The following is a 23,348-nucleotide window of genomic DNA, read 5'->3' on the forward strand; positions in this document are numbered from 1 at the left end:
ACTATGCTCAAACGCCTTGCCTGGCTGGCGCTCTGTGTCTGCGCCCCGCTGTCCGCCGCGCCTCACATCGATCCTCAACGTTTGCAGCAACTGGCCAATGACCCCTTCTGGATTTCCCTGGGTCATTACGAAACCGCCAAGCTTGGCGGTTGGCGCAGCTATGTCAGCGACAAGAAGTTCTTCCTTGCCGCCGATGGCAACGAGCACCCGGACCATGAGCTGGCGGCCACCGTGCAAGCGTTGTACGCCCCGGCCAGTGCTGGCGAGCAGCATGCGCAGTGCGTCTACCCGGCACGTACCCGCTGGCTCAAGGCGCAACTCAACCTGACCGATTTGCCAACGCTTCCCTGCGCCGAGTTCACGCAATGGTTCAAAGACGTCTCGCCCCACAGCGCGGTGATGATCTTTCCGGCGGCCTACCTCAACAGCCCGTCATCGATGTTCGGCCACACCTTGCTGCGCATCGATCAGGCCGACGTGCAAAGCGACAAGACCTCGCTGCTCAGTTACGCGATCAATTTCGGCGCTTACATCGAGGGTTCGGACAACAGCATCCTATACGCCTGGAAAGGCTTGATGGGCGGCTATCCGGGGCTGTTTGCGCTGGTGCCTTATCAGGAAAAGCTCTCGGAATACCGCAGTCTCGAGAACCGTGACTTGTGGGAGTACCGCCTGAACCTGACCCAGCAAGAAACCGCGCGCATGGTCGAGCACGTCTGGGAGCTGAAACAGATTCAGTTCGACTATTTCTTTTTCGACGAAAACTGCTCCTATCGCCTGCTGGAGCTGCTGCAAGTGGCGCGTCCGAGCCTGCGCCTGACCGAGCAATTTCCGCTGACGGCCATTCCCACCGACACCGTCAAGGCCGTGAAAGAGGCCGGGCTGGTGGAATCCATCCAGTATCGCCCGTCTCGCGAACGGGAATTGCTTAGCCGCGCCGAACCACTGACCGATGAAGAACAACAGTGGGTACTGAAAGTCAGCGCCGACCAGAAGCAACTGCAAACACCCGAATTCAAGGCACAACCCCGTGACCGTCAGGCGCTGATCATCGATGCGGCCTATCGCCTGGAACGCTACCGCGCCAACGGCCAGGAGCGTGATCCGCAACGGGCCCAGCGCAGCTTTGAGTTGTTGCGTGCGATCAACCGCAATCCCGCACCGGAACTCGACATCCCGCAGCCTGGCCTGCCCGAGGATGGCCATGAATCGCGCACCTGGCAGGCCGGTCTCGGCACCCGCGGCGACCGAGCCTTCGGCGAGTACGGCCTGCGCATGGCCTATCACGACCTCAATGACAACGCCGAAAGCTTCCCCCTCGGCGCACAGATCGAAATCCTGCAATTGAAACTACGCCAGTACGAAGGGAATGACTGGCAAGTGCAGCAACTGGACCTGGCGACGATCCGCTCCTTGACCCCGCGCAATGAGTTGCTGCAACCCCTGTCGTGGCAGGTCACCGGTGGCCTGGAGCGAGTGCCGGGCAAGCATGACGATGAAACCTTGGTCAGCCACGTCAATGGCGGCGGCGGTGGAACCTGGCAATTGAGCGACGACATGCTCGGCTTTGCCCTGGGCACCGTGCGCGTGGAGCACAACAATGACTTCGCCGAATTCATATCGCCGGCGGCGGGTTTCAACACGGGCCTGCTGTGGAAAAACCCGCTGGGCAATCTGAGCCTGGAGGCAAAAGGCGATTTCTTCACCAATGGTGAAGTACGTCGCAGCCTGAGCCTGAACCAGCAGTGGGAGTTGTCACGCAACCTCGGGTTGCGCCTGAGTGCCCAGCGCGAGTTCAGCCACCTGGCCACGCCCGAGAATGAAGTGATGCTTGAGGTGAAGTGGTATCACTACTAACCCATAACCTGTAGGAGCGCAGCTTGCTGGCGATGGCATCCCCTCGGTATGTCTGAATGACCGCATAGATGCCATCGCCAGCAAGCTGTGCTCCTACAGGGGCTGCGATCTTTTGATCTTTCTTTCACGTCCCGCTGACGAACCCACACCTAGACTTTCCATATAGGCCGTATTGCGGTCCGGGAGTCCGAGATGTGGCGTTACGCAGGTGTGTTGAGTTTGTTGATATTGATCGCAGGTTGCCAGACAACCCACGAAGATCTGATCGCCAAGGGTTATCCACCGGCATTCGCCGACGGGTTCGATGATGGTTGCAGCAGTGGTCGCCAGGCCGCCGGAGCCATCACCGGCGAGTTTCGCAAAAATGTCCCGCGCTTCCTGAAGGACAAGAATTACGCAGAAGGCTGGAGCGATGGTTTCCGTCAGTGTCAGGCCATGCGCGAAAGCCAGGACCGCGAGAGCTATCGCAACAGTCACTGGGACGAGCGCGATGAAGCCTGGCAACGGCAAAAAGATCAAGACGCCGCCCGTGCCTATCGCTCGCAATAGGTCGCTGACAGATATCCAGCGAAACTAAAACCCTGCAACCATGGCCCAAACCCTACAACGGGAGAAAACCATGAGCCGGGCTTTCGTCAATGAAGACAATGCCGCCGCGCAAGCCGATCAGCCGGTCGAACGACAGGTCAGCGCGCAGCCCAACTACGTCACGCCCACGGGCCTCGCCCAGTTACAAGCGAAGGTCGCCGAGTTGCAGAACCTTCTGGGAGAACTGAGCGTGCAAGGAGATTTGGCCAACAAACAGCGAGAAGCAGATCTACAGCGCGACTTGAGGTATTTCAACCAGCGCCTGCAAAGCGCTCAGGTTGCACCGCCCGCCAACTCTACGGAAAAAGTGCAGATCGGCAGTCGAGTGACGTTCGCCGACGAACACGACACGGAGCAAACCGTGCAACTGGTCGGTGAAGATCAGGCCGACGCGTCTGCCGGCCTGATCAACTGGGGGTCACCCCTGGGTCGGGCGTTGCTCGGGGCGCAACTCGGTGACGAGGTGCTGTGGCAACGCCCGGCCGGTGATCAGTTGATCGAAATCATCCGCATCGAACCGGCTTAAACCACGCCCTGGGCCAGCATCGCGTCGGCGACTTTGACGAAGCCGGCGATGTTCGCGCCCTTGACGTAGTTGACCTGGCCATTCTCTTCACCGTAATGCACGCAGGCGTGATGGATCGACTGCATGATGGCGTGCAGCTTGCTGTCCACCTCACCACCGGTCCACAGCAGGCGCATGGCGTTCTGCGACATCTCCAGACCGCTGACGGCAACACCGCCGGCATTGGACGCCTTGCCCGGTGCGAACAGGATGCCGGCTTCGATAAACAGGTCCACGGCTTCGAGGGTGGTCGGCATGTTCGCGCCTTCCGCCACGCAGGTGCAGCCATTGCGCAGCAACGCACGTGCTGAATCGGCATCCAGTTCGTTCTGCGTGGCGCACGGCAGCGCGATGTCGCAGCTGAGCCCCCATGGGTGCTGGCCAGCCAGGAACTCCAGGCCAAAACGACCCGCCAGTTCGCTGATGCGTCCGCGCTGGACGTTTTTCAGTTCAAGCACGGCTTGCCACTGCTCCTCGGTCAGCCCGCTTTCGCAGTACAGCGTACCTTCGGAGTCAGACAGCGAGATCACTTTGCCGCCCAGGTCCATGACCTTGCGCGCGGCGTATTGCGCAACGTTGCCGGAACCCGAGATCGCAACCCGTTTGCCTTCGACGGTTTCACCGCGACGCTTGAGCATTTCTTCGGCGAAATACACGCAACCGAAACCGGTAGCCTCAGGGCGAATCAGGCTGCCGCCGTAGCTCGGCCCCTTGCCGGTCAACACGCTGGTGAACTGGTTACTCAGGCGCTTGTACTGACCGAACAGGAAGCCGATCTCGCGGGCACCCACACCGATGTCACCGGCCGGCACGTCAACGTCGGCGCCGATGTGACGGTACAGCTCGCTCATGAAGGCCTGGCAGAAGCGCATGACTTCGGCGTCGCTTTTGCCTTTTGGATCGAAGTCCGAACCGCCCTTGCCGCCGCCCATGGGCAACGACGTCAGCGAGTTCTTGAAGGTTTGCTCGAAGGCGAGGAACTTCAACACGCCCAGATTCACCGAAGGATGGAAGCGCAAACCGCCCTTGTACGGGCCGATGGCGCTGTTCATCTGGATACGGAAACCGCGATTGACCTGCACCTTGCCGTGATCGTCGACCCAGGACACGCGAAACACGACCGCTCGCTCCGGCTCGCAAATGCGCTCCAGAATGCCCGAGGTCAGGTAATGCGGGTTGGCTTCCAGAAAGGGCCACAGGCTACGCAGGACCTCTTCGACGGCCTGGTGGAATTCAGGCTGGTCCGGGTCGCGTTTTTTCAGGCGGGCAAGGAAGGATTCGACGGATTCGATCATGGAAAAGTCTCGGCAAATTATTGTCGTTGGAAGAAATTGGGCCGGACTTTAACAAACGAATCGCGCACAGGAATAGAGCAGAATGTCGCCTTTATGAAATTAAATGGTGCATTTGATATAAATTCAGTCCGATTATCGACCACTTCTGCACCTAAACAGGGAGGCAGTCCTTGAAAACCGCACCAACAGTTACACCGCCATCACTGTAGGAGCGAGGCTTGCCCGCGAAGAACGATAACGCAGTCCAACTGATATACCGAGACGTCTGGCTCGCGGGCAAGCACCGCTCCTACATCACCGAAATCCCTCAAAAAAAAACGGAGCCCGAAGGCTCCGCTTTTTCATGCAACCAACCCCAAATCAGGCCAGTTTCTTGTGGCGTACCCGGTGCGGCTGGGCAGCGGCTTCGCCGAGACGCTTTTTGCGATCGGCTTCGTACTCGGTGTAGTTACCTTCGAAGAACACTGCTTGCGAGTCATCTTCGTACGCCAGGATGTGAGTCGCGACGCGGTCAAGGAACCACCGATCGTGAGAGATCACAATGGCGGCGCCCGGGAAGTCGAGCAGGGCTTCTTCCAGGGAACGCAGGGTTTCGACGTCGAGGTCGTTGGACGGTTCGTCGAGCAGCAGGACGTTGCCGCCCTCTTTCAGGGTCAGGGCCAGGTGCAAGCGACCACGCTCACCACCGGACAGGTCCTTGACGAACTTCTGCTGGTCGCCGCCCTTGAAGTTGAAACGGCCGACGTAGGTACGCGACGGGATCTCGTAGTTACCGATGCGGATCTGGTCGGAACCGTCGGAGATCTGCTGGAACACGGTCTTGCTGCCGTCCAGGTCTTCGCGGCTCTGGTCCACGCAAGCCAGTTGCACGGTTTCACCGACTTCGATGCTGCCCGAATCCGGTGTTTCCTTGCCCATCAGCATGCGGAACAGGGTCGACTTACCGGCACCGTTACCGCCGATCACGCCGACGATGGCACCTTTAGGCATGGAGAACGACAGGTTGTCGATCAGCACGCGATCGCCGTAGCCCTTGGTGACGTTCTTGAACTCGATGACCTTGTCGCCCAGGCGTGGACCGGCCGGGATGTAGATCTCGTTGGTTTCGCTGCGCTTCTGGAATTCCTGCGATTGCATTTCTTCGAAGCGTTGCAGACGAGCCTTGGATTTCGACTGGCGGGCCTTGGCGCCTTTGCGCACCCACTCCAGTTCTTCCTTCATGGCTTTTTCGTGAGCCGACTGCTGCTTGGATTCGGCAGCCAGACGATCGGACTTGGCTTCCAGCCAACCCGAATAGTTGCCCTCGTAAGGAATGCCCGCGCCGCGGTCGAGTTCCAGAATCCAGCCAGCGACGTTGTCCAGGAAGTAACGGTCGTGCGTGATCGCGACCACGGTGCCCGGGAAGTCGTGCAGGAAGTGCTCCAGCCACGCAACGGAATCGGCGTCCAGGTGGTTGGTCGGTTCGTCGAGCAGCAGCATGTCCGGTGCGGACAGCAGCAGGCGGCACAGGGCCACACGACGTTTTTCACCACCGGAGAGGACTTCAACCTTGGCATCCCAGGCCGGCAGACGCAGCGCATCGGCGGCGACTTCCAGCTGGCGCTCCAGGTTGTGGCCATCGCTGGCTTGCAGGATGGCTTCGAGCTTGGCCTGTTCGGCAGCCAACTTGTCGAAGTCGGCATCCGGGTCGGCGTAGGCCGCGTAGACCTCGTCCAGGCGTGCCTGGGCGTCCTTGATCACGCTGACCGCTTCCTCGACCACTTCACGCACGGTCTTGGTCGGGTCCAGCTGTGGTTCTTGCGGCAGATAGCCGATGTTCAGGTCCGGCATCGGACGGGCTTCACCGTCGAACTCGGTGTCGACGCCTGCCATGATTTTCAGCAGGGTGGACTTACCCGAACCGTTGAGGCCGAGTACGCCGATCTTGGCGCCCGGGAAGAACGACAAGGAGATGTTTTTCAGGATTTCCCGCTTCGGCGGAACAACTTTGCCCAGCCGATGCATGGTGAATACGTATTGAGCCATGGAGAACCTAGGGTCAGTGACTGATGAATGAATAGAGCGCAGGCGATGCCCGGCCAGACCATGCGCGTCGTACGCTTGGCGAAGCCAATGCGCAGGCGCTGAAAAAAGTCTGATTCTTGGAGCTGGAACGCTCCCGCGTAACCGGCAAAGCTACCTTAATGACCGATGGCAGTCCAGCCGAGCGGGACTGGCACTTCGCCACAACTCAAGGCATGCTAGCCGCCCTTCGGGCGTCCGGCTTATAGTGCACGTCGCGCCAGTCCAGCCAAACCGCAGGATTACAGTTTGTCCAGTGTCCCTCCGCCCCTGATTACCCGCGCACCCACTGTTGCACCCGGCTCGCCCATGCGCGGCACGCTCAAGGGCGCTTTGGCGATACTCGTGTTGCTGCTGCTCGCCCTGTTGTTCTGGCAGCTCTTCGATCAGCTGCGGGAAACCCAGAAAAGCCAGCGCCAGGCCACCATCGACCACACTGCCGACCAGGCTGCACAAGTCAGCCTGAACATGGCGCTCAACGCCCAGATCGCCCTCAACCTGCTGCCGATTGTCGAGCAGCCACAAAGTGCTGACGAGCTCCAGGACTTGCTGCGCAAAGTGCAAAAGTCCTTGCCCGATCTGCTAAGCCTTGCACTGCTCAGCCCCTCGGGAAGAATTATGAGCGACACGGTCGGCACCCGCGACGATGCCGACTATCTGGGGGATCTGGTCCGACGCAATCGCTCCCAACCCCACTATTACAGCAACGCCATCGACGGCTCGCGGGTGTATTTGTTGTTGCATCAAGCCAGCGGCAGCAATCGTGGCTATTGGGTCTTGCGCTTCAAGCCGACGTTTTTCGCCTCACTGATTAAGCTGAACGAAACGGCCACTGCCCCGCTGTGGCTGGTGGAAAATCGCCTCAATCACCAGATCATCAGCCGCGACGAGGCGCTACCACAGGTCAACCCCGGCACCTTGACCCAGGACGATGTGGCCAACAGCGTACTGACCGTTGCCCTTAGCAGCAGCGACTGGCAGTTACGTGGACTGTTCGATCGCCAGCGAGTGCTCGAGGAACTGCTGCCGGCGTTCATCGGCAAATGCCTGCTATGCCTGGCCTTTTCCATGCTGCCGTTCATCGTCCTGCTGAACATGCGCCGTCGCCAGCGACAGCTGCACGAAGGTCGCCGGCGCTACCAGGAGATCTTCGAAGGAAGCGGCGTGGCCCTGTGCGTACTCGACATGTCCGGCCTGAGAAGCGTGTTCGACAAGGCCCAACTGCTGCACGACGAGCAACTGCAAGCATGGCTGGCAGCTCCGGAACAACGTCGGCAGTTGTTGCAGGAGCTGCGCATTACCGAGGTCAATCAGGTCGCCCTGCAACTGCTCAACGTCAATACCTGCGATCAGGTCTGGAGACTGCTGATCGATGGCAACCCCGTGGAAGGCAGCGCCATCGGCAATCAGGTACTCCAAGCGGTGCACAGGCAACAGCAACAGCTTGAACTGGAAATCAAACTCCAGGACGCCACGGGTCGTGACCAACACCTGTGGCTGGTATTGCGCCTGCCGCAGAACCCTGACGACTTCAAGGCGGTGATCCTGAGCATCACCGATATCACCAGCCGCAAGCTCATCGAGCTGTCGCAGCAGGAGCGCGAAGGCTTCTGGTCCGACGTCGTGCGGACCGTGCCCGATCACCTGTACGTGCAAGACGTGATCAGCCAGCGAATGATCTTCAGCAACCACCATCTGGGCCAGACGCTGGGCTACAACCGCACCGAACTGCAGCAGATGGGCGAGTATTTCTGGGAAATCCTCCTGCACCCCGACGATGCTGACTACTACCACCGCTCGCGCCAGAGCCAGCGGCAAGGCGGTTACAGCCAGTTGATGCAGTGCCAGTTGCGCTTCCGCCACCGTGACGGGCAATGGCGGCGTTTCGACATTCGCGAGCAGGCACTGGCACGGGACAAGCATGACCAGGTCACCCGCATCATCGGCGTGGCCAAGGACGTTACCGAGCAGATCGAGGCCAGTGAGTCGCTGCGCGACAGCGAGCAGCGCTACCGCATGCTCGCCGAAAGCATCAGCGACGTGATTATTTCCACCGACAGCCGACTGGCACTCAACTATGTCAGCCCTTCGGTACAGGCGGTGCTGGGGTACGAAGTCGAGTGGATTTTCCAGAACGGCTGGCAATCGACCATTGCCAACCCGCAACAGTTGAGCGGCATCTACCAGCTGATGGATCGCGTCGGCAAAGCGCTGGATAAACCCGAGCAACTGGCCCATTTACGCAGCCAGGTGCAAACCCAACTGTTTCTGTTCGACTGCCTGCGCGCCGACGGACGCAAGATTCCCATCGAACTGCGGCTGGTACTGGTATGGGACGAAAACGGTACATTCGAAGGCGTGCTGGGGGTCGGTCGCGACATCAGCCAACAACGCCGGGCCGAAAAAGACCTGCGAATGGCCGCCACAGTATTCGAACACTCGACCTCGGCGATCCTCATCACCGACCCGGCCGGCTATATCGTCCAGGCCAACGAAGCCTTCAGCCGGGTCAGCGGTTATGCCGTGGAACAGGTACTTGACCAGCTGCCGAACATGCTCACCGTCGACGAGCAGCAGGAAGCCCATTTGCGCTACGTGCTCAAGCAACTGAACCAGCACAGCACCTGGGAAGGCGAAGTGTGGCTGCGCCGGCGCAATGGCGAACATTATCCGGCCTGGGTCGGCATTACCGCGGTACTGGATGACGAAGGCGACCTGGCCAGTTACGTGTGTTTCTTCAGCGACATCAGCGAACGCAAGGCCAGTGAGCAACGGATTCACCGCCTGGCCTACTACGACGCCCTGACCCATCTGCCCAACCGCACGCTGTTCCAGGATCGTCTGCACACGGCGTTGCAAGCGGCTGAACGGCAGAAGTCCTGGGTGGTGTTGATGTTCCTCGACCTCGACCGCTTCAAACCGATCAACGATTCCCTGGGCCATGCCGCCGGTGATCGCATGCTCAAGGAAATGGCCACGCGCCTGCTCGGTTGCGTCGACGATGACGACACGGTCGCGCGCATGGGCGGCGATGAATTCACCTTGCTCCTGCAACCGCGGGCCAACCGTGAAATCGCCTTGACCCGGGCGATTCACGTGGCGGAGCAGATCCTCGCCAGCCTGGTCAAACCCTTCGTGCTCGAAGGCCGCGAGTTCTTCGTCACGGCCAGTATCGGCATCGCCCTGAGCCCGCAGGACGGCAATGAGCTCAGCCAGTTGATGAAGAACGCCGATACCGCGATGTACCACGCCAAGGAACGCGGCAAGAACAACTTCCAGTTCTATCAGGCGGACATGAACGCCAGCGCCCTTGAGCGCCTGGAACTGGAAAGCGACTTGCGCCATGCCCTGGAACAAAACGAATTCGTGCTGTATTACCAACCGCAGTTCAGCGGCGATGGCAAACGCCTGACCGGCGCCGAAGCCTTGCTGCGCTGGCGTCATCCGCGTCGTGGCCTGGTACCGCCGGGGGATTTCATCCCGGTGCTCGAAGAACTGGGCCTGGTGGTGGATGTCGGCGACTGGGTGATCAGCGAGGCCTGCCGTCAGCTCAAGGCCTGGCATCAGGCCAAGGTGCGCGTGCCGAAGGTGTCGGTGAACATCTCCGCCCGGCAGTTCTCCGACGGCCAGCTCGGCACGCGGATCGCCACCATCCTGAGGGACACCGGCCTGCCGCCGGCTTGCCTTGAGCTGGAACTGACCGAAAGTATCCTGATGCGCGAAGTCAGCGAAGCCATGCAGATTCTCGCCGGGTTGAAGAACCTTGGCCTGAGCATCGCGGTCGACGACTTCGGCACCGGCTACTCATCGCTCAACTACCTCAAGCAGTTTCCGATCGACGTACTCAAAATCGACCGTACCTTCGTCGATGGCCTGCCGTCGGGTGAACAGGATGCGCAGATCGCCCGGGCGATCATCGCCATGGCCCACAGCCTCAACCTGGCGGTGATCGCCGAGGGTGTGGAAACCCAGGAGCAGTTGGACTTTCTGCGTGAACACGGTTGCGACGAGGTCCAGGGTTACCTGTTCGGCCGACCGATGCCGGCCCACACGTTTGAAGGGCAATTCAGCAATGATGCGCTGTTCATGTTCGACTGAGCCCCTGCGGCGCCTGCCATGACGCCTTCGCGGGCAAGCCTCGCTCCTACGTCGATACGGTCTGTAGGAGCGAGGCTTGCCCGCGAAGAGGGCCGCACATTCACCGCTAATCCCCGCATGAAGCCCACTTGTCTGCGACATGATGTCCTTTCATATGCCTTCCAAAACCCGATGGGGTAGAATGCCCCCCTTTTCCGCCCCCGATCCTTGAGGACCGCCATGTTCAGCCGTGATTTGACTATTGCCAAGTACGACGCCGATCTCTTTGCCGCCATGGAGCAAGAAGCTCAGCGCCAGGAAGAGCACATTGAGCTGATCGCTTCGGAAAACTACACCAGCCCTGCGGTGATGGAAGCTCAAGGCTCGGTACTGACCAACAAGTACGCCGAAGGCTACCCGGGCAAGCGCTACTACGGTGGTTGCGAGTACGTTGACGTCGTCGAGCAGCTTGCAATTGATCGCGCCAAAGAACTGTTCGGCGCCGATTACGCCAACGTTCAGCCACACGCCGGCTCGCAAGCCAACAGCGCCGTTTACCTGGCCCTGCTGTCGGCTGGCGACACCATCCTGGGCATGAGCCTGGCCCACGGCGGTCACCTGACCCACGGCGCCAGCGTTTCGTCCTCCGGCAAGCTGTACAACGCCATCCAGTACGGCATCGACGCCAATGGCCTGATCGACTACGACGAAGTCGAGCGCCTGGCTGTTGAACACAAGCCAAAAATGATCGTGGCCGGTTTCTCTGCCTACTCGCAGATCCTCGACTTCCCGCGTTTCCGTGCAATCGCTGACAAAGTGGGCGCCTACCTGTTCGTCGACATGGCCCACGTGGCCGGTCTGGTCGCCGCTGGCGTCTACCCGAACCCGGTGCCATTCGCTGACGTGGTAACGACCACCACCCACAAGACCCTGCGCGGTCCACGTGGTGGCCTGATCCTGGCTCGCGCCAACGCCGACATCGAGAAGAAGCTGAACTCCGCAGTATTCCCGGGCGCCCAAGGCGGCCCGCTGGAGCACGTGATCGCCGCCAAAGCGATCTGCTTCAAGGAAGCACTGCAGCCTGAGTTCAAGGCTTACCAGCAACAAGTGGTGAAAAACGCCCAGGCCATGGCCAGCGTGTTCATCGAGCGCGGTTTCGACGTGGTTTCCGGCGGTACTGAAAACCACCTGTTCCTGCTGTCGCTGATCAAGCAGGAAATCTCCGGTAAAGATGCCGACGCGGCCCTGGGCAAGGCGTTCATCACCGTGAACAAGAACTCCGTGCCAAACGACCCACGCTCCCCGTTCGTCACCTCCGGCCTGCGCTTCGGCACTCCGGCTGTGACCACTCGCGGCTTCAAGGAAGCAGAGTGCAAGGAACTGGCCGGCTGGATCTGCGACATCCTGGCAGACCTGAACAACGAAGCGGTGATCGATGCCGTTCGTGAGAAGGTCAAGGCCATCTGCAAGAAGCTGCCGGTATACGGCGCTTAATAAGCCCCGCTAAATCGCAGCAATAGAAAACCGGCCAGCGATGGCCGGTTTTTTTTCGCCTGCATTTTTAGACCGGTATAAGGCTCTAAATTAAGCCTTCACCCAACTGGTAAGACCGGTCATGCCAATTTTTTAATTTTTACTTGCGATCACCCGAAAATAGCGCCTAGACTGCGCCTGCACTGGACATACCGGTAAGACCACAATAATTAAGTCCTGAATCTGATGCGCGATGCGTACGGCAGCCAGGACACCGACCAGGATTCCTCCCATGCTCAGATGGTGCTCGCGTTCAATCTTCCTCCAAGTGGTTCTCGGACTGGTGCTCGGCATCGTCTGCGGGCTGACCCTTCCCGAATACTCCGCTCAGCTCAAACCCCTTGGTGACGGTTTTATCAAGCTGATCAAAATGCTCATCGGCCTGATTGTGTTCTGCGTAGTGGTCAGCGGCATCAGCGGTGCCGGCGACCTGAAGAAAGTCGGCCGCATCGGCCTGAAATCAGTGATCTACTTTGAAATCCTCACCACCATTGCCCTGGTGATCGGCCTGGTGTTCGCCTTCAGTACGGGTATCGGCAGCGGTGCGAACATTCATCTGGATCAGCTTTCCGCTGCAGACATGGGCGATATCGCCCAACGCAGCCAGCACATGCACACCACCACGCAGTTCCTGATGGACCTGATCCCGACTTCGGTAATCGGTGCCTTCGCAGAAAACAACATCCTGCAAGTGCTGCTGTTTTCGGTGCTGTTCGGCAGTGCGTTGAACCTGGTGGGCGAAGCCGCCTCCGGTATCTCGCGACTGATCAATGAGCTCAGCCACGTGATTTTCCGCATCATGGGCATGATCGTGCGCCTGGCGCCGATCGGTGTGTTCGGTGCAATCGCCTTCACCACCAGCAAATATGGCCTGGACTCGCTGCAGCACCTGGGCAGCCTGGTCGGTTTGTTCTACCTGACCTGCGTGGCCTTCGTCGCTCTGATCCTCGGCCTGGTGATGCGCCTGTCCGGCCTGCGGATGTGGCCGCTGCTCAAGTACCTGCGCGAAGAGCTGCTGATTGTCATGGGTACCGCTTCGTCCGATGCCGTGCTGCCACAGATCATGCGCAAGCTTGAGCATCTGGGCATCGGCAGCTCGACGGTCGGCCTGGTGATTCCAACCGGGTACTCATTCAATCTCGACGGTTTCTCGATCTACCTGACCCTGGCCATTGTGTTCATCGCCAATGCCACCGGCACACCGCTGGCGATGACCGACCTGCTGACAATTCTGCTGGTGTCATTGATCACCTCCAAGGGTGCGCATGGTATTCCGGGTTCGGCGCTGGTCATTCTGGCCGCCACCCTGACGGCGATTCCGGCGATTCCGGTGGTGGGCCTGGTGCTGGTGCTGGCCGTGGACTGGTTCATGGGCATCGGGCGGGCACTGACCAACCTGATCGGCAATTGCGTCGCGACCGTAGCCATCGCCCGATGGGAAAAGGACATCGATGTGCAACGGGCGAACAAGGTACTTTCCGGCCAGGTGGGTTATACCTTCCAGCCGAGAAAACCGGTGGCCCCGGCCCATCAGCAGGAATTCTGAACAACCGCCGTGCCTGCCCTCGGGCAGGCACGGCCAACAACGCTATAGATGCTCACGGAGCGAACAGTGATTACCTCGTCGACCGTTGTAAATTCAGTCGTAGAAAAACTTCGGGCCGCACTGGCCCGCGGTCAGTGGCGCTCCGGCGAAATGCTCCCGGGGCAACGTGAATTGGCCGAGCAGCTGGGCATCAGCCGTCCGAGCCTGCGTGAAGCGGTGACCGTGCTGGAAACCCTCGGCCTGGTGCGTTCCATGCCGGGCAAAGGCGTGGTGGTGCTGGACGCGAATCTCAGCGACAGCCAAAGCCACGACAGCGCAGTGGCCGGGGCGAGCCTGGAAGACGTCCTGCAACTGCGCTACACCCTTGAGCCATTCATCGTCGGCCTGGTGGCGCAATCCATCAGCAGTAAGGAAGTCGGGCAACTGCGCCTGACCCTGATGGACATGCGCGAAGCCCTGGAAGCCAACGACAGTGAGGCCGGCGTGAATGCCTACATCGCGTTCCATGAAGAGCTGTTCACGCTGACGTCGAATCCGATTTTCCAGAGCGTGGTCCAGCAAACCAGCAATGCCCTCAAGCAGAGCGCCGACGTGTTGCGCAACTCCCCGGAACACCTGGCTGAACGCCTTGAAGAAAACGAAGCGGTGGTGCGCGCGATCCGCAGCAAGAACAGCGCCCAGGCCAGCGCAGAGATGCGTCGGCACATTCTTCGCGAAGGACAGCGGATGGGCATTGAACTGAACATCCCGGAAGACAACCTCGGCAGTTGAACCTTCATCGAACCGGAGACAGGCCATGAACAGCTTCGTTTCACCACAAACGCTTAACACCCTGCCCTTTCCACCGGCGGCGAATGATCTGTACTCGCGGGTCTTCAACGCCATTCTCGAACAGCGCATCCATTCGGCCAGTCGCTTTACCGAAGAAAGCCTGGCGCAGATGTTTGGCGCTCGACGCAGCGCCATGCGTGACGTGCTGACGCGGCTGTCCCACCAGCAGGTCATTGTCCTTCGGGCCAACCATCGACCTCGCGTCGCTGAACTGAATGCCGAACAAACCCGGCAGGCGCTGCATGCCCGACGACTGACCGAACTCATGCTGGTGCGGCTGGCCTGCCAGCGCCCTTGCCCGCTTGCCTTGGAGCGCCTGCGAGCGCTGGTCGATAGCGAGCGCCAATGCACCGAGCGTGGCCGGGCGATTCGTCTGTCGGGAGAGTTTCACCTGCAGCTGGCAGAAATGGCGGGCAACGCACCGTTGGCGCATTTTCTCGGCAGCCTGGTGCCACTGACCTCATTGGCGATTGCGCAGTTTGACGCTGCCTTGGAGGACTATTGCGTTTGGCAACTGCACGAGAATTTAGTGGATGCGCTCATGCGTAGGGATGCCGCAAAAGCGGTGACCTTACTGAACCGGCACCTGGATCATCTGGAGACGGTTTTGCTGAACGCTCAACCGCACTCCAACCACAAGCGTATTGCCGGTTAGCTCGCCGCCACTCGCGCGAAGCCTTGGCGAATCTTTTCCTGAGGCAAATCATCGGCAATGAAGACGATCACGCTTTCGCGGGCCTCATCGTCCGCCCACTCGGTGTCCCAGTCGAAACCGTAAAGTTTCAGCACGCCCTGAAACACCATGCGGCGCGGCTCGCCGAGGATGTTCAATACGCCTTTGTAGCGCAGCAGTTGCTTGCCGTGCTCCTCCAGCAGTTCGTTCATGAACTCACTGAGCTTGTCGATATCCAGCGGTTTTTCGGTGCGCAACACCAGGCTGGAAATACGGTCGATGGACGGGGCCTGGCTCACCGGGCGCAAACTCACGCCGCCGCCCAGATCGGCGTTGAGGTTGAACCCGCGCACATCGAGCAGTTCGGCCAGGTCGATCTTGCCGTGGTCGACCACGCGGATCGGTGCACGACGATTGATACGGGTCAGGCGCTCGCTCAACGCCGTGAATGCAGGTTCGTCCACCAGATCGCGCTTGCTCACCAGCAAGCGGTCGGCGAAACCGATCTGCGCCTGGGCGATGGTCTGGGTCAGGTGCTGTTCGGCGTGTGCCGCATCCACCAAGGTGATGATGCCGTCGAGGATGTAGCGCTCGCGCAACTCCTCGTCGATGAAGAAGGTTTGTGCCACCGGAGCCGGATCGGCGAGGCCGGTGCATTCGATCACCAGGCGGTCGAAGGCGATGTCACCGCTGTCGAGGCGCTCGAGCAGCAGGTACAAGGCCTTGGTCAGGTCGGTGTGGATGGTGCAACAGACGCAGCCGTTGGACAGCGTCATCACTTGCACCGGTTCATCACCCAACAGCTGGGTGTCGATGCCGGCGTCGCTGAATTCGTTTTCGATCACGGCGATTTTCAGACCGTGCTCGGCTTTGAGCAGGTAGCGCAGCAAGGTGGTTTTACCTGCGCCGAGAAAGCCGCTGAGGATCGTGACCGGGATTGGAGTGAGCAAAACGAAATCTCCTATGTGCTGATAAAACTGTAGGAGCCAGCGGTGCGGCGATCCGACTTGCCGGCGAAGGCGTCCTCAAGATCGCTTTCGCCGGCAAGTCGGATCGCCGCACCGCTGGCTCCTACAGTCGTGCGTTGTTCAGGCGTGATGCATCAACAGCACTTCGGCCCCCCCTTGCCACCGTAACGAGCCTCCTGGCGTTCCCGAAAGAACGCCTCGTAGCTCATCACCGGTTTGTCCGGGTGCTTGCTTTGCATGTGTTCGACGTAGTTGTCGTAATCGGGCATGCCCACCATCAGGCGCGCGGCCTGACCGAGGTATTTACCGAGGCGACTCAGGTCATTGAACATGCTGCAATCCTCTGGTTACGCATCCGGCAGCGCCTGGAAGGGCGATTCTTTATCCGTGCGCTCTTTTTTGCCCCAGGCGGCAATACCGACCTTGAGCGCATAGAACAGGATACTGAACACCACGAACAGGAACAGCGCGGTCAGCGTAGCGTTGGTGTAGGCATTGAAGATCACGTGCTGCATTTGCGTGATGTCCTTGGCCGGGGCGAGGATCTGACCGTTGGCCAGGGCATCGCTGTATTTTTTCGCCAGGGCCAGGAAGCCAATGGCCGGGTTGGCGTCGAACAGCTTGATGAATCCGGCGGTGGTGGTGCAGATCAGCAACCACACGGCAGGCAACATGGTGACCCAGACATAACGCTGGCGTTTCATCTTGATCAGCACCACGGTGCCGAGCATCAGCGCGATACCGGCCAGCATCTGGTTGGAGATGCCGAACAGCGGCCACAGGGTGTTGATGCCACCCAGCGGATCGATCACGCCCTGATACAGCAACCAGCCCCACATGGCCACGCAACCGGCGGTGGCGAGGAAGTTGGCAGCCCAGGACTCGGTGCGTTTGAGCGCCGGCACGAAGGAACCGAGCAGGTCCTGCAGCATGAAACGCCCGGCACGGGTACCGGCGTCCACCGCGGTCAGGATGAACAGCGCTTCGAACAGGATCGCGAAGTGGTACCAGAACGCCATGGTGTTTTCACCTGGCAGCACACTGTGCAGGATCTGCGCGATACCCACCGCCAGGGTCGGCGCACCGCCGGCACGGGCCAGGATGGTGGTTTCACCGATGTCGTGGGCCACCGCTTGCAGCGCTTCAGGGGTAATCGCAAAGCCCCAGTTGCTGACCGCGGTCGCCACGGCCACCACATCACCGCCGACCACGGCGGCCGGGCTGTTCATGGCGAAGTACACGCCAGGCTCGATTACCGAGGCAGCGACCATGGCCATGATCGCCACGAAGGACTCCATCAGCATGCCGCCGTAGCCGATGTAACGGGCGTTGACTTCGTTATCGAGCAGCTTTGGCGTGGTGCCGGAAGAAATCAGTGCGTGGAAACCCGAAACCGCACCACAGGCGATGGTGATGAACAGGAACGGAAACAGGCCGCCCTTCCACACAGGTCCCGTGCCGTCGACGAATTGGGTCAGGGCCGGCATTTTCAGCTCAGGCATGGTGATCAGGATGCCGATCGCCAGGGCGACGATAGTGCCGATTTTCAGGAAGGTCGACAGGTAGTCACGGGGCGCCAGGATCAGCCACACCGGCAACGAGGCGGCCACGAAACCGTAACCGATCAGCATCCAGGTAATCTGCACGCCGGTGAAGGTAAAGGCCTTGGCCCACACCGGGTCTGCTGCAATCTGCCCGCCGAGCCAGATCGACCCCAGCAGCAACAGCACGCCGATCACCGAAATTTCACCGATACGACCCGGCCGGATGTAGCGCATGTAGATGCCCATGAACATCGCGATCGGGATGGTCGCCATCACCGTGAAGATCCCCCACGGGCTCTCGGCCAGGGCCTTCACGACGATCAGGGCCAACACCGCGAGGATGATGATCATGATCAGGAAGCAGCCGAACAGCGCAATGGTCCCGGGGATGCGGCCCATTTCTTCACGGACCATGTCACCAAGGGAGCGACCGTTGCGGCGAGTGGACATGAACAGGACCATGAAGTCCTGCACGGCACCGGCCAGTACCACGCCGGCAATCAGCCACAGCGTGCCGGGCAGGTAGCCCATCTGCGCCGCCAGTACCGGACCGACCAGCGGCCCTGCGCCGGCGATAGCCGCGAAGTGGTGACCGAAGAGGATATGCTTGTTGGTCGGGACATAATCCAGACCGTCATTGTTGAGCACTGCGGGGGTAGCCCGGCGCGCATCGAGTTGCATGACATTATTGGCGATGAACAGACTGTAGTAACGATACGCCACCAGATAGATGGCCACGGCAGCGACCACAATCCACAAAGCGTTGATCGCTTCACCTCGGCGCAGTGCCACTACGCCCAGGGCGCACGCCCCAACGATTGCCAGCACCAGCCAGGGTAAGTGGCGTAGCGGGCTATTATTATTTTTCATTTTATTATTCCAGCCAGAGTGGACAAGAAAGACAGCCACCTCGAGTTTAGCTTGCCTGACAGCAAAGGCCATACCCCGACATTGGTCCAGACACCTGGCGGCCTTTTGCAATGCCGGTCTATAGTCAGCGTACATTTCCGAGGATCGTGCCATGAGCGAGCACCCTGCCGAACGCCGCCGCTTCAAACGTATTGCGTTCGATGCCAGAACCGAGCTGGGCCAAGGAGCGTTCATCTGGCCGGTGAAGCTGATCGATCTGTCGCTCAAGGGCTTGCTGATCGAGCGTCCGGAACCGTGGCTTGGTAATTCGCAGCAGGATTTTTTTGTCGACATCCATCTGAGCGAAGACACCGCCATCGCAATGGATGTGCAGTTGACCCATCAAGACCATGGACAATTGGGTTTCGTGTGCCGGCATATCAGCCTGGAATCGATTGAACGCCTGCGGCGATTGATTGAATTCAACCTGGGTGATCCGCAGGAGCTTGAGCGGGAACTGGGCGCCCTCATCGAAATCTGATTCAACCCCTGTAGGAGCGAGCCTGCTCGCGATGGACTCGAGAACGCTGTGGGGTGTCAGGCTCACAGCGTTTTCGTTGACAACCATCGCGAGCAGGCTCGCTCCTACAGGGGATTGGCGTTATTCGAAGAGCGCGTCGAGGGCCTGCTCCAGACGGGTGACAGCGATGATCTGCAAACCCGGCGGCGCCTCTTTCGGTGCATTGCCCTTGGGCACGATGGCACGTTTGAAACCATGCTTGGCCGCTTCCTTCAGGCGCTCCTGACCGCTTGGCACCGGCCGCACTTCGCCGGACAGACCGACCTCACCGAACACCAGCAGATCATGGGGCAGCGGCCGGTTGCGCAAACTGGACATGACGGCTGCCATCAAAGCCAGGTCAGAGGCCGTTTCCAGTACCTTCACCCCACCGACCACGTTGAGAAACACATCCTGGTCGTGGGTGGGTATGCCGCCGTGCCGGTGCAAGACTGCCAGCAACATTGCCAGCCGGTTCTGATCCAGGCCCAGGGTTACCCGGCGCGGATTGGCCAGGTGACTGTCATCGACCAGCGCCTGGACTTCCACCAGCATCGGCCGTGTGCCTTCCCATGTCGCCATGACCACGCTGCCCGGGACTTCTTCCTGGGCACGGGTCAGAAAAATCGCCGATGGATTGGAAACTTCTTTCAGGCCCTTGTCGGTCATCCCGAACACGCCCAGCTCGTTAACCGCGCCGAAACGATTTTTTACCGCGCGCAACAAGCGCAGGCGCCCGTCTGATTCGCCTTCAAAATACAGCACGGTGTCGACCATGTGCTCCAGTACTCGGGGCCCCGCCAGCGCGCCCTCCTTGGTCACGTGCCCCACCAGGAAAATCGCGGTGCCACTCTGCTTGGCGTAACGCACCAGCAGTGCAGCACTTTCGCGAACCTGAGACACACCGCCCGGTGCCGATTGCAGTTGCTCGGTGAAAATCGTCTGGATCGAGTCGATTACCATGACCCGGGGCTTTTCCAGCCGGGCAGTAGCAATGATGGTTTCAATGCAGGTTTCGGTCATGACCCGCAGCTGATCCTGTGGCAGCCCCAGGCGTCGGGCGCGCATGGCCACCTGCTGCTGCGACTCTTCGCCCGTGACATACAGCGCCGGCATGCTCTTGGCGAGATTGCACAAGGTTTGCAACAGAATGGTGGACTTGCCGATGCCGGGATCACCGCCGATCAACACCACCGAGCCATCCACCAGGCCACCACCCAACACCCGGTCAAGCTCACTGGAAGCCGTGGAGAAACGCGGGACTTCCTCGACACTGACTTCAGCCAGGGTCTTGATTTGCGCCTGCTGGCCGGTCCAGCCGGTACGACCGCTGGGCGCCGCTGCCCCGCCACTTTCCACCATGGTTTCCGTGAGGGTGTTCCAGGCGCCGCATTCGCCGCATTGCCCGGCCCACTTGGGAAAGGTTGAGCCGCACTCGGTGCAGCCGTACATGCGCTTGGCCTTGGCCATCTGAACTCCCGGCAAAAACCGCGATGATAGCTCAGGTCAGCTGCCCTGGTACGTCGCGATTGATACCAGGTAATCTCAAGTGAATACTTCAAAACCTATTCGGCGAAACTCGAATAAACGTCTACAAACTAAATACACAATATTTAAACCAAGAAAAAGTTACTTACACACAAACGCCAAAAACACCTAAACACTTCTCAACCATTGCAGAAAAAACCTGTACAGACATTAACCATAAACTTCTACGACGTACAACAATAGCTCCCTGAAAATCGCCACACTAATATAGTCGCCTGCCTTCGATGCCCGCTGAGTTGATTATCAAATTGACCGTGTCGCAACATTGGAATCAAACCTTGCAACCCATTGCGACTTTCGCGCCGACCACTCGCCAGATTGCCAAGTGCCGAAAGACAGCTGCGAAGCAATACCGATGGAGATAAGACATTTTGTGCACTTTTTGCAAGCGGTCCGGTCCTTTGCAGGCGGACCCCGCACGCAGTCGTGACGAGCAGGATGCGATTTGCTGAATTACACTGCGCTCACCAACCTCATCTGTAACAAGGAAATGACCTATGGGCGTGATAAACGAGTTCAAGGCCTTCGCGGTCAAAGGCAATGTGATTGACATGGCCGTCGGTATCATCATCGGCGCCGCTTTCGGCAAGATCGTGACGTCGTTTGTCGGCGATGTGATCATGCCCCCTATTGGCTTGCTGATCGGCGGAGTGGACTTCAGTGACCTGGCCATTACGCTCAAGGCCGCCCAGGGCGATGTCCCGGCCGTGGTCCTGGCGTACGGCAAGTTCATCCAGACCCTGATTGACTTCGTCATCGTGGCCTTCGCGATCTTCATGGGCGTCAAGGCCATCAACCGCCTCAAGCGCGAAGAAGCCGTCGCGCCCACCCTGCCGCCGGTTCCGACCAAGGAAGAAGAGTTGCTCGGTGAGATTCGCGACTTGCTTAAGGCCCAGAACAATCGACCCTGAATCAAACGGCGCCCTCGAGGCGCCGTTTTTTTACCAGAAGTTCTCCACTGCCACCTGACCGGGCCGCCGACTGAGGCTCAAGTGCATGTCGCGCTGCTTGAGCAATTTGCGCGTGTCATCGATCATTTGCGGGTTGCCGCACAACATCACGCGCGAATGTTCCGGCGTCAGCGCCACACCAGCCGCCCGCTCCAGTTCGCCGTTTTCAATCAAGGTGGTGATCCGTCCGTTCAGGGCGCCTGGATGCTGCTCGCGGGTCACGGTGTTGATCAGCTGCAATTTGTGGGCAAATTCCTTCAAGTAGTCGCGCTGCGCCAGGCCTGCGATCAGCGCCTGGTAAGCCAGCTCCCTGGTCTCCCGGACGCTGTACACCAGGATGATTCTCTCGAATTTTTCCCAGACCTCGAAGTCCTGCAGGATCGATAGAAACGGCGCCAGACCTGTACCGGTGGATAACAGCCACAAATCACGCCCGTCGACGAAGCGGTCGAGTGTCAGGTAGCCGAACGCCTGGCGATCGACCAGCAGCGTGTCGCCAACGCCCAGCCGGCTGAGTTCGCTGGTGAATTCACCGCCGGGTACGACGATGGAAAAGAATTCGAGAAACTCGTCATAGGGTGAAGACACCATGGAATAGGCGCGCCAGACCGTACTGCCATCTCCCTTCACTACGCCCAGCCGCGCGAATTGCCCTGCGCGAAAGCGAAAACCTGCGTCCCTAGTGGCACGCAGGGTGAACAGGTTCGGCGTCAACGGCTGGACGTCGAGCAAGGTTTGACGGGTAAATTTCTCTTCACTGGCGGTCATCGCAGGCTCCTTCAACGCATGACCGCAGTGTCTCGCAAAGCGGTCCCCATAAACACCGGCGATTTGTAATGGCTTTACCGAAACATCATCAAACGCATAACAATCTCATAAATATTTAACCGCCTAGTTAGTAACGTTCAACACGAAGTTTGTATTAGTACCGACATTTAATAAACTTTTTAAACTCAATTCCATATAGAACCACAAATCTTATTTAGAAATCGAAACAAAGCAAAAAGTTCCCACCGTCACGTACGAAAAGTCCTACAATCCGTGCGTATTGGTTTTGGATCCATACACCAAGGCACGGGAGTACAGAGATGGAAAGATGGAAGGAATCACAACTCAGACAGTTATCCAGCGCAACGGAGCTCGACACCGCTTATGAGGTAGCGCTGCGTTTCGCTAAAAACATCGGCTATAAATTTTTCGAGTTTTCAGTAACTTACAAATCCAGATCTGATCAAGCAAATACGCTTAAGCTCAACAATTATCCCAAAAGCTGGAACACGGAGTATGAACAAAAAAAATTCAACAACATCGACCCAGTAGTGGCTCATTGCAATCAAACTATGCTGCCCGTTCTTTGGAGTGAAGAGCTCTTTTCCCAGGTGCCCTCGATGTGGGAGGCGCTTGGGTTGCAAGGAATTCAGCACGGCTGGTCGCAATCGGTACAGGACGATAATAGCGATCAGTGCAGCATCCTGAGCCTGGCCAGGAGCCATTGTCCAATCAGTGCGTTTGAGCTGTACGAAAATTTAGGCTTTTCCGTTTTCATGGGTCAGCACCTGCATGCGCTGGCCGCGCAATCACTCCCAAGGCCCCCCCCAAAATTGGTTGCCGCGCATTTGTCGCTGCGGGAAATCGACGTGCTGAAGCTCGCGGCCGATGGCAAGACGGCTTACGAGAGTGCCAGGATCCTCAACCTCAGTGCACGCACCATCAATTTTCATGTACAGAGTGCGATTGAAAAACTGGGCGTCAATAACAAGATTTCGGCAGTCATTGCCGCGGCCAAGGCCGGTTATCTCAGCAGCGGCGCGCTACGCTGATCACAAAACTCGCGGGTAATCCAAAAGAAAAAAACGTACCATTTGCATCCCGCTTGAGTGATGACGTGTAAAACATCATGCCGC

At 59.1% G+C, this 23,348-nt stretch carries 18 protein-coding genes; 11 read left to right on the top strand and 7 right to left on the bottom strand.

The window, feature by feature from the left end:
• Nucleotides 1-3 precede the first annotated feature (3 nt).
• The 3 genes from OH720_RS27665 (at nucleotide 4) to OH720_RS27675 (ending at nucleotide 2,971) form a co-directional block, all read left to right on the top strand.
• Nucleotides 4-1,857: an Lnb N-terminal periplasmic domain-containing protein gene (locus tag OH720_RS27665; RefSeq protein ID WP_272603614.1), complete on the top strand. Its 1,854-nt coding sequence runs from the start codon at nucleotides 4-6 to the stop codon at nucleotides 1,855-1,857.
• A 192-nt stretch (nucleotides 1,858-2,049) separates the two neighbouring features.
• The gene (locus OH720_RS27670; protein ID WP_272603615.1) at nucleotides 2,050-2,406 is read left to right on the top strand and encodes a hypothetical protein; all 357 of its coding nucleotides are present in this window, start codon (nucleotides 2,050-2,052) and stop codon (nucleotides 2,404-2,406) included.
• A 70-nt stretch (nucleotides 2,407-2,476) separates the two neighbouring features.
• Nucleotides 2,477-2,971 (top strand): GreA/GreB family elongation factor, encoded by a 495-nt coding sequence (locus OH720_RS27675; RefSeq protein ID WP_272603616.1) that lies wholly within the window; start codon nucleotides 2,477-2,479, stop codon nucleotides 2,969-2,971.
• Here OH720_RS27675 and gdhA read toward each other — a convergent pair.
• Nucleotides 2,968-4,305: an NADP-specific glutamate dehydrogenase gene (gene gdhA, locus OH720_RS27680; RefSeq protein ID WP_272603617.1), complete on the bottom strand. Its 1,338-nt coding sequence runs from the start codon at nucleotides 4,303-4,305 to the stop codon at nucleotides 2,968-2,970. The genes OH720_RS27675 and gdhA overlap by 4 nt on opposite strands.
• Before the next feature lie 360 nt (nucleotides 4,306-4,665).
• A complete protein-coding gene (gene ettA / locus OH720_RS27685) occupies nucleotides 4,666-6,330 on the bottom strand; it encodes an energy-dependent translational throttle protein EttA (protein WP_008058240.1) in 1,665 nt (554 codons plus the stop codon).
• 285 nt (nucleotides 6,331-6,615) lie between these two features.
• On the opposite strand from ettA, the gene OH720_RS27690 reads away from it, so the two are divergent.
• From OH720_RS27690 to OH720_RS27710, 5 genes are all read left to right on the top strand, one after another.
• Complete coding sequence (locus tag OH720_RS27690; RefSeq protein ID WP_442967239.1) at nucleotides 6,616-10,464, top strand: sensor domain-containing protein; 3,849 nt, start codon at nucleotides 6,616-6,618, stop codon at nucleotides 10,462-10,464.
• A gap of 219 nt (nucleotides 10,465-10,683) precedes the next feature.
• The gene (gene glyA / locus OH720_RS27695; protein WP_008022534.1) at nucleotides 10,684-11,937 is read left to right on the top strand and encodes a serine hydroxymethyltransferase; all 1,254 of its coding nucleotides are present in this window, start codon (nucleotides 10,684-10,686) and stop codon (nucleotides 11,935-11,937) included.
• Nucleotides 11,938-12,208: 271 nt separating this feature from the next.
• Entirely contained in the window at nucleotides 12,209-13,522 is a 1,314-nt protein-coding gene (locus OH720_RS27700) for a C4-dicarboxylate transporter DctA (RefSeq protein WP_272603618.1), read from the top strand.
• Nucleotides 13,523-13,588: 66 nt separating this feature from the next.
• Nucleotides 13,589-14,293 carry a FadR/GntR family transcriptional regulator gene (locus tag OH720_RS27705; protein WP_180204535.1) on the top strand — a complete coding sequence of 235 codons (705 nt, stop codon included), beginning with the start codon at nucleotides 13,589-13,591 and terminating at the stop codon, nucleotides 14,291-14,293.
• A gap of 25 nt (nucleotides 14,294-14,318) precedes the next feature.
• Nucleotides 14,319-15,008, top strand: a complete 690-nt coding sequence (locus tag OH720_RS27710) for a GntR family transcriptional regulator (protein ID WP_272603619.1) — start codon at nucleotides 14,319-14,321, stop codon at nucleotides 15,006-15,008.
• Here the strand turns inward: OH720_RS27710 and yjiA are convergent.
• The 3 genes from yjiA to OH720_RS27725 all read right to left on the bottom strand — a co-directional run bounded on the left by yjiA (nucleotide 15,005) and on the right by OH720_RS27725 (nucleotide 18,408).
• Nucleotides 15,005-15,976, bottom strand: coding sequence for a GTPase (yjiA, locus tag OH720_RS27715; RefSeq protein WP_272603620.1), 972 nt, complete (start codon nucleotides 15,974-15,976; stop codon nucleotides 15,005-15,007). The two genes, OH720_RS27710 and yjiA, sit on opposite strands and share 4 nt — an antisense overlap.
• Nucleotides 15,977-16,128: 152 nt before the next feature.
• Nucleotides 16,129-16,326: a YbdD/YjiX family protein gene (locus OH720_RS27720; protein WP_008058222.1), complete on the bottom strand. Its 198-nt coding sequence runs from the start codon at nucleotides 16,324-16,326 to the stop codon at nucleotides 16,129-16,131.
• Between the two features lie 15 nt (nucleotides 16,327-16,341).
• Entirely contained in the window at nucleotides 16,342-18,408 is a 2,067-nt protein-coding gene (locus OH720_RS27725) for a carbon starvation CstA family protein (protein ID WP_272603621.1), read from the bottom strand.
• A gap of 151 nt (nucleotides 18,409-18,559) precedes the next feature.
• Between OH720_RS27725 and OH720_RS27730 the strand changes: the two genes are divergently transcribed.
• Nucleotides 18,560-18,928: a PilZ domain-containing protein gene (locus tag OH720_RS27730; protein ID WP_272603622.1), complete on the top strand. Its 369-nt coding sequence runs from the start codon at nucleotides 18,560-18,562 to the stop codon at nucleotides 18,926-18,928.
• Nucleotides 18,929-19,048: 120 nt separating this feature from the next.
• Here the strand turns inward: OH720_RS27730 and radA are convergent, their stop codons facing one another.
• The gene (gene radA, locus OH720_RS27735; protein WP_180204530.1) at nucleotides 19,049-20,416 is read right to left on the bottom strand and encodes a DNA repair protein RadA; all 1,368 of its coding nucleotides are present in this window, start codon (nucleotides 20,414-20,416) and stop codon (nucleotides 19,049-19,051) included.
• A gap of 575 nt (nucleotides 20,417-20,991) precedes the next feature.
• Here radA and mscL point away from each other — a divergent pair.
• The gene (gene mscL, locus OH720_RS27740) at nucleotides 20,992-21,405 is read left to right on the top strand and encodes a large-conductance mechanosensitive channel protein MscL (protein ID WP_272603623.1); all 414 of its coding nucleotides are present in this window, start codon (nucleotides 20,992-20,994) and stop codon (nucleotides 21,403-21,405) included.
• Nucleotides 21,406-21,435: 30 nt separating this feature from the next.
• Here mscL and OH720_RS27745 read toward each other — a convergent pair whose 3' ends face one another.
• Nucleotides 21,436-22,212, bottom strand: a complete 777-nt coding sequence (locus OH720_RS27745) for a ferredoxin--NADP reductase (RefSeq protein WP_272603624.1) — start codon at nucleotides 22,210-22,212, stop codon at nucleotides 21,436-21,438.
• Between the two features lie 320 nt (nucleotides 22,213-22,532).
• Between OH720_RS27745 and OH720_RS27750 the strand changes: the two genes are divergently transcribed.
• Nucleotides 22,533-23,264 carry an autoinducer binding domain-containing protein gene (locus OH720_RS27750; protein ID WP_272603625.1) on the top strand — a complete coding sequence of 244 codons (732 nt, stop codon included), beginning with the start codon at nucleotides 22,533-22,535 and terminating at the stop codon, nucleotides 23,262-23,264.
• Nucleotides 23,265-23,348 lie beyond the last annotated feature (84 nt).

This window comes from Pseudomonas sp. WJP1 (assembly GCF_028471945.1).
GTDB lineage: Bacteria > Pseudomonadota > Gammaproteobacteria > Pseudomonadales > Pseudomonadaceae > Aquipseudomonas.

What these genes read in the sequence shown, in the direction of transcription:
- OH720_RS27665 (WP_272603614.1), top strand. Translation starts at nt 4, where the DNA reads ATGCTCAAACGCCTTGCCTGGCTGGCGCTCTGTGTCTGCGCCCCGCTG.
- OH720_RS27670 (WP_272603615.1), top strand. Translation starts at nt 2,050, where the DNA reads ATGTGGCGTTACGCAGGTGTGTTGAGTTTGTTGATATTGATCGCAGGT.
- OH720_RS27675 (WP_272603616.1), top strand. Translation starts at nt 2,477, where the DNA reads ATGAGCCGGGCTTTCGTCAATGAAGACAATGCCGCCGCGCAAGCCGAT.
- gdhA (WP_272603617.1), bottom strand. Translation starts at nt 4,305, where the DNA reads ATGATCGAATCCGTCGAATCCTTCCTTGCCCGCCTGAAAAAACGCGAC.
- ettA (WP_008058240.1), bottom strand. Translation starts at nt 6,330, where the DNA reads ATGGCTCAATACGTATTCACCATGCATCGGCTGGGCAAAGTTGTTCCG.
- glyA (WP_008022534.1), top strand. Translation starts at nt 10,684, where the DNA reads ATGTTCAGCCGTGATTTGACTATTGCCAAGTACGACGCCGATCTCTTT.
- OH720_RS27700 (WP_272603618.1), top strand. Translation starts at nt 12,209, where the DNA reads ATGCTCAGATGGTGCTCGCGTTCAATCTTCCTCCAAGTGGTTCTCGGA.
- OH720_RS27710 (WP_272603619.1), top strand. Translation starts at nt 14,319, where the DNA reads ATGAACAGCTTCGTTTCACCACAAACGCTTAACACCCTGCCCTTTCCA.
- OH720_RS27720 (WP_008058222.1), bottom strand. Translation starts at nt 16,326, where the DNA reads ATGTTCAATGACCTGAGTCGCCTCGGTAAATACCTCGGTCAGGCCGCG.
- OH720_RS27725 (WP_272603621.1), bottom strand. Translation starts at nt 18,408, where the DNA reads ATGAAAAATAATAATAGCCCGCTACGCCACTTACCCTGGCTGGTGCTG.
- OH720_RS27730 (WP_272603622.1), top strand. Translation starts at nt 18,560, where the DNA reads ATGAGCGAGCACCCTGCCGAACGCCGCCGCTTCAAACGTATTGCGTTC.
- radA (WP_180204530.1), bottom strand. Translation starts at nt 20,416, where the DNA reads ATGGCCAAGGCCAAGCGCATGTACGGCTGCACCGAGTGCGGCTCAACC.
- mscL (WP_272603623.1), top strand. Translation starts at nt 20,992, where the DNA reads ATGGGCGTGATAAACGAGTTCAAGGCCTTCGCGGTCAAAGGCAATGTG.
- OH720_RS27745 (WP_272603624.1), bottom strand. Translation starts at nt 22,212, where the DNA reads ATGACCGCCAGTGAAGAGAAATTTACCCGTCAAACCTTGCTCGACGTC.
- OH720_RS27750 (WP_272603625.1), top strand. Translation starts at nt 22,533, where the DNA reads ATGGAAAGATGGAAGGAATCACAACTCAGACAGTTATCCAGCGCAACG.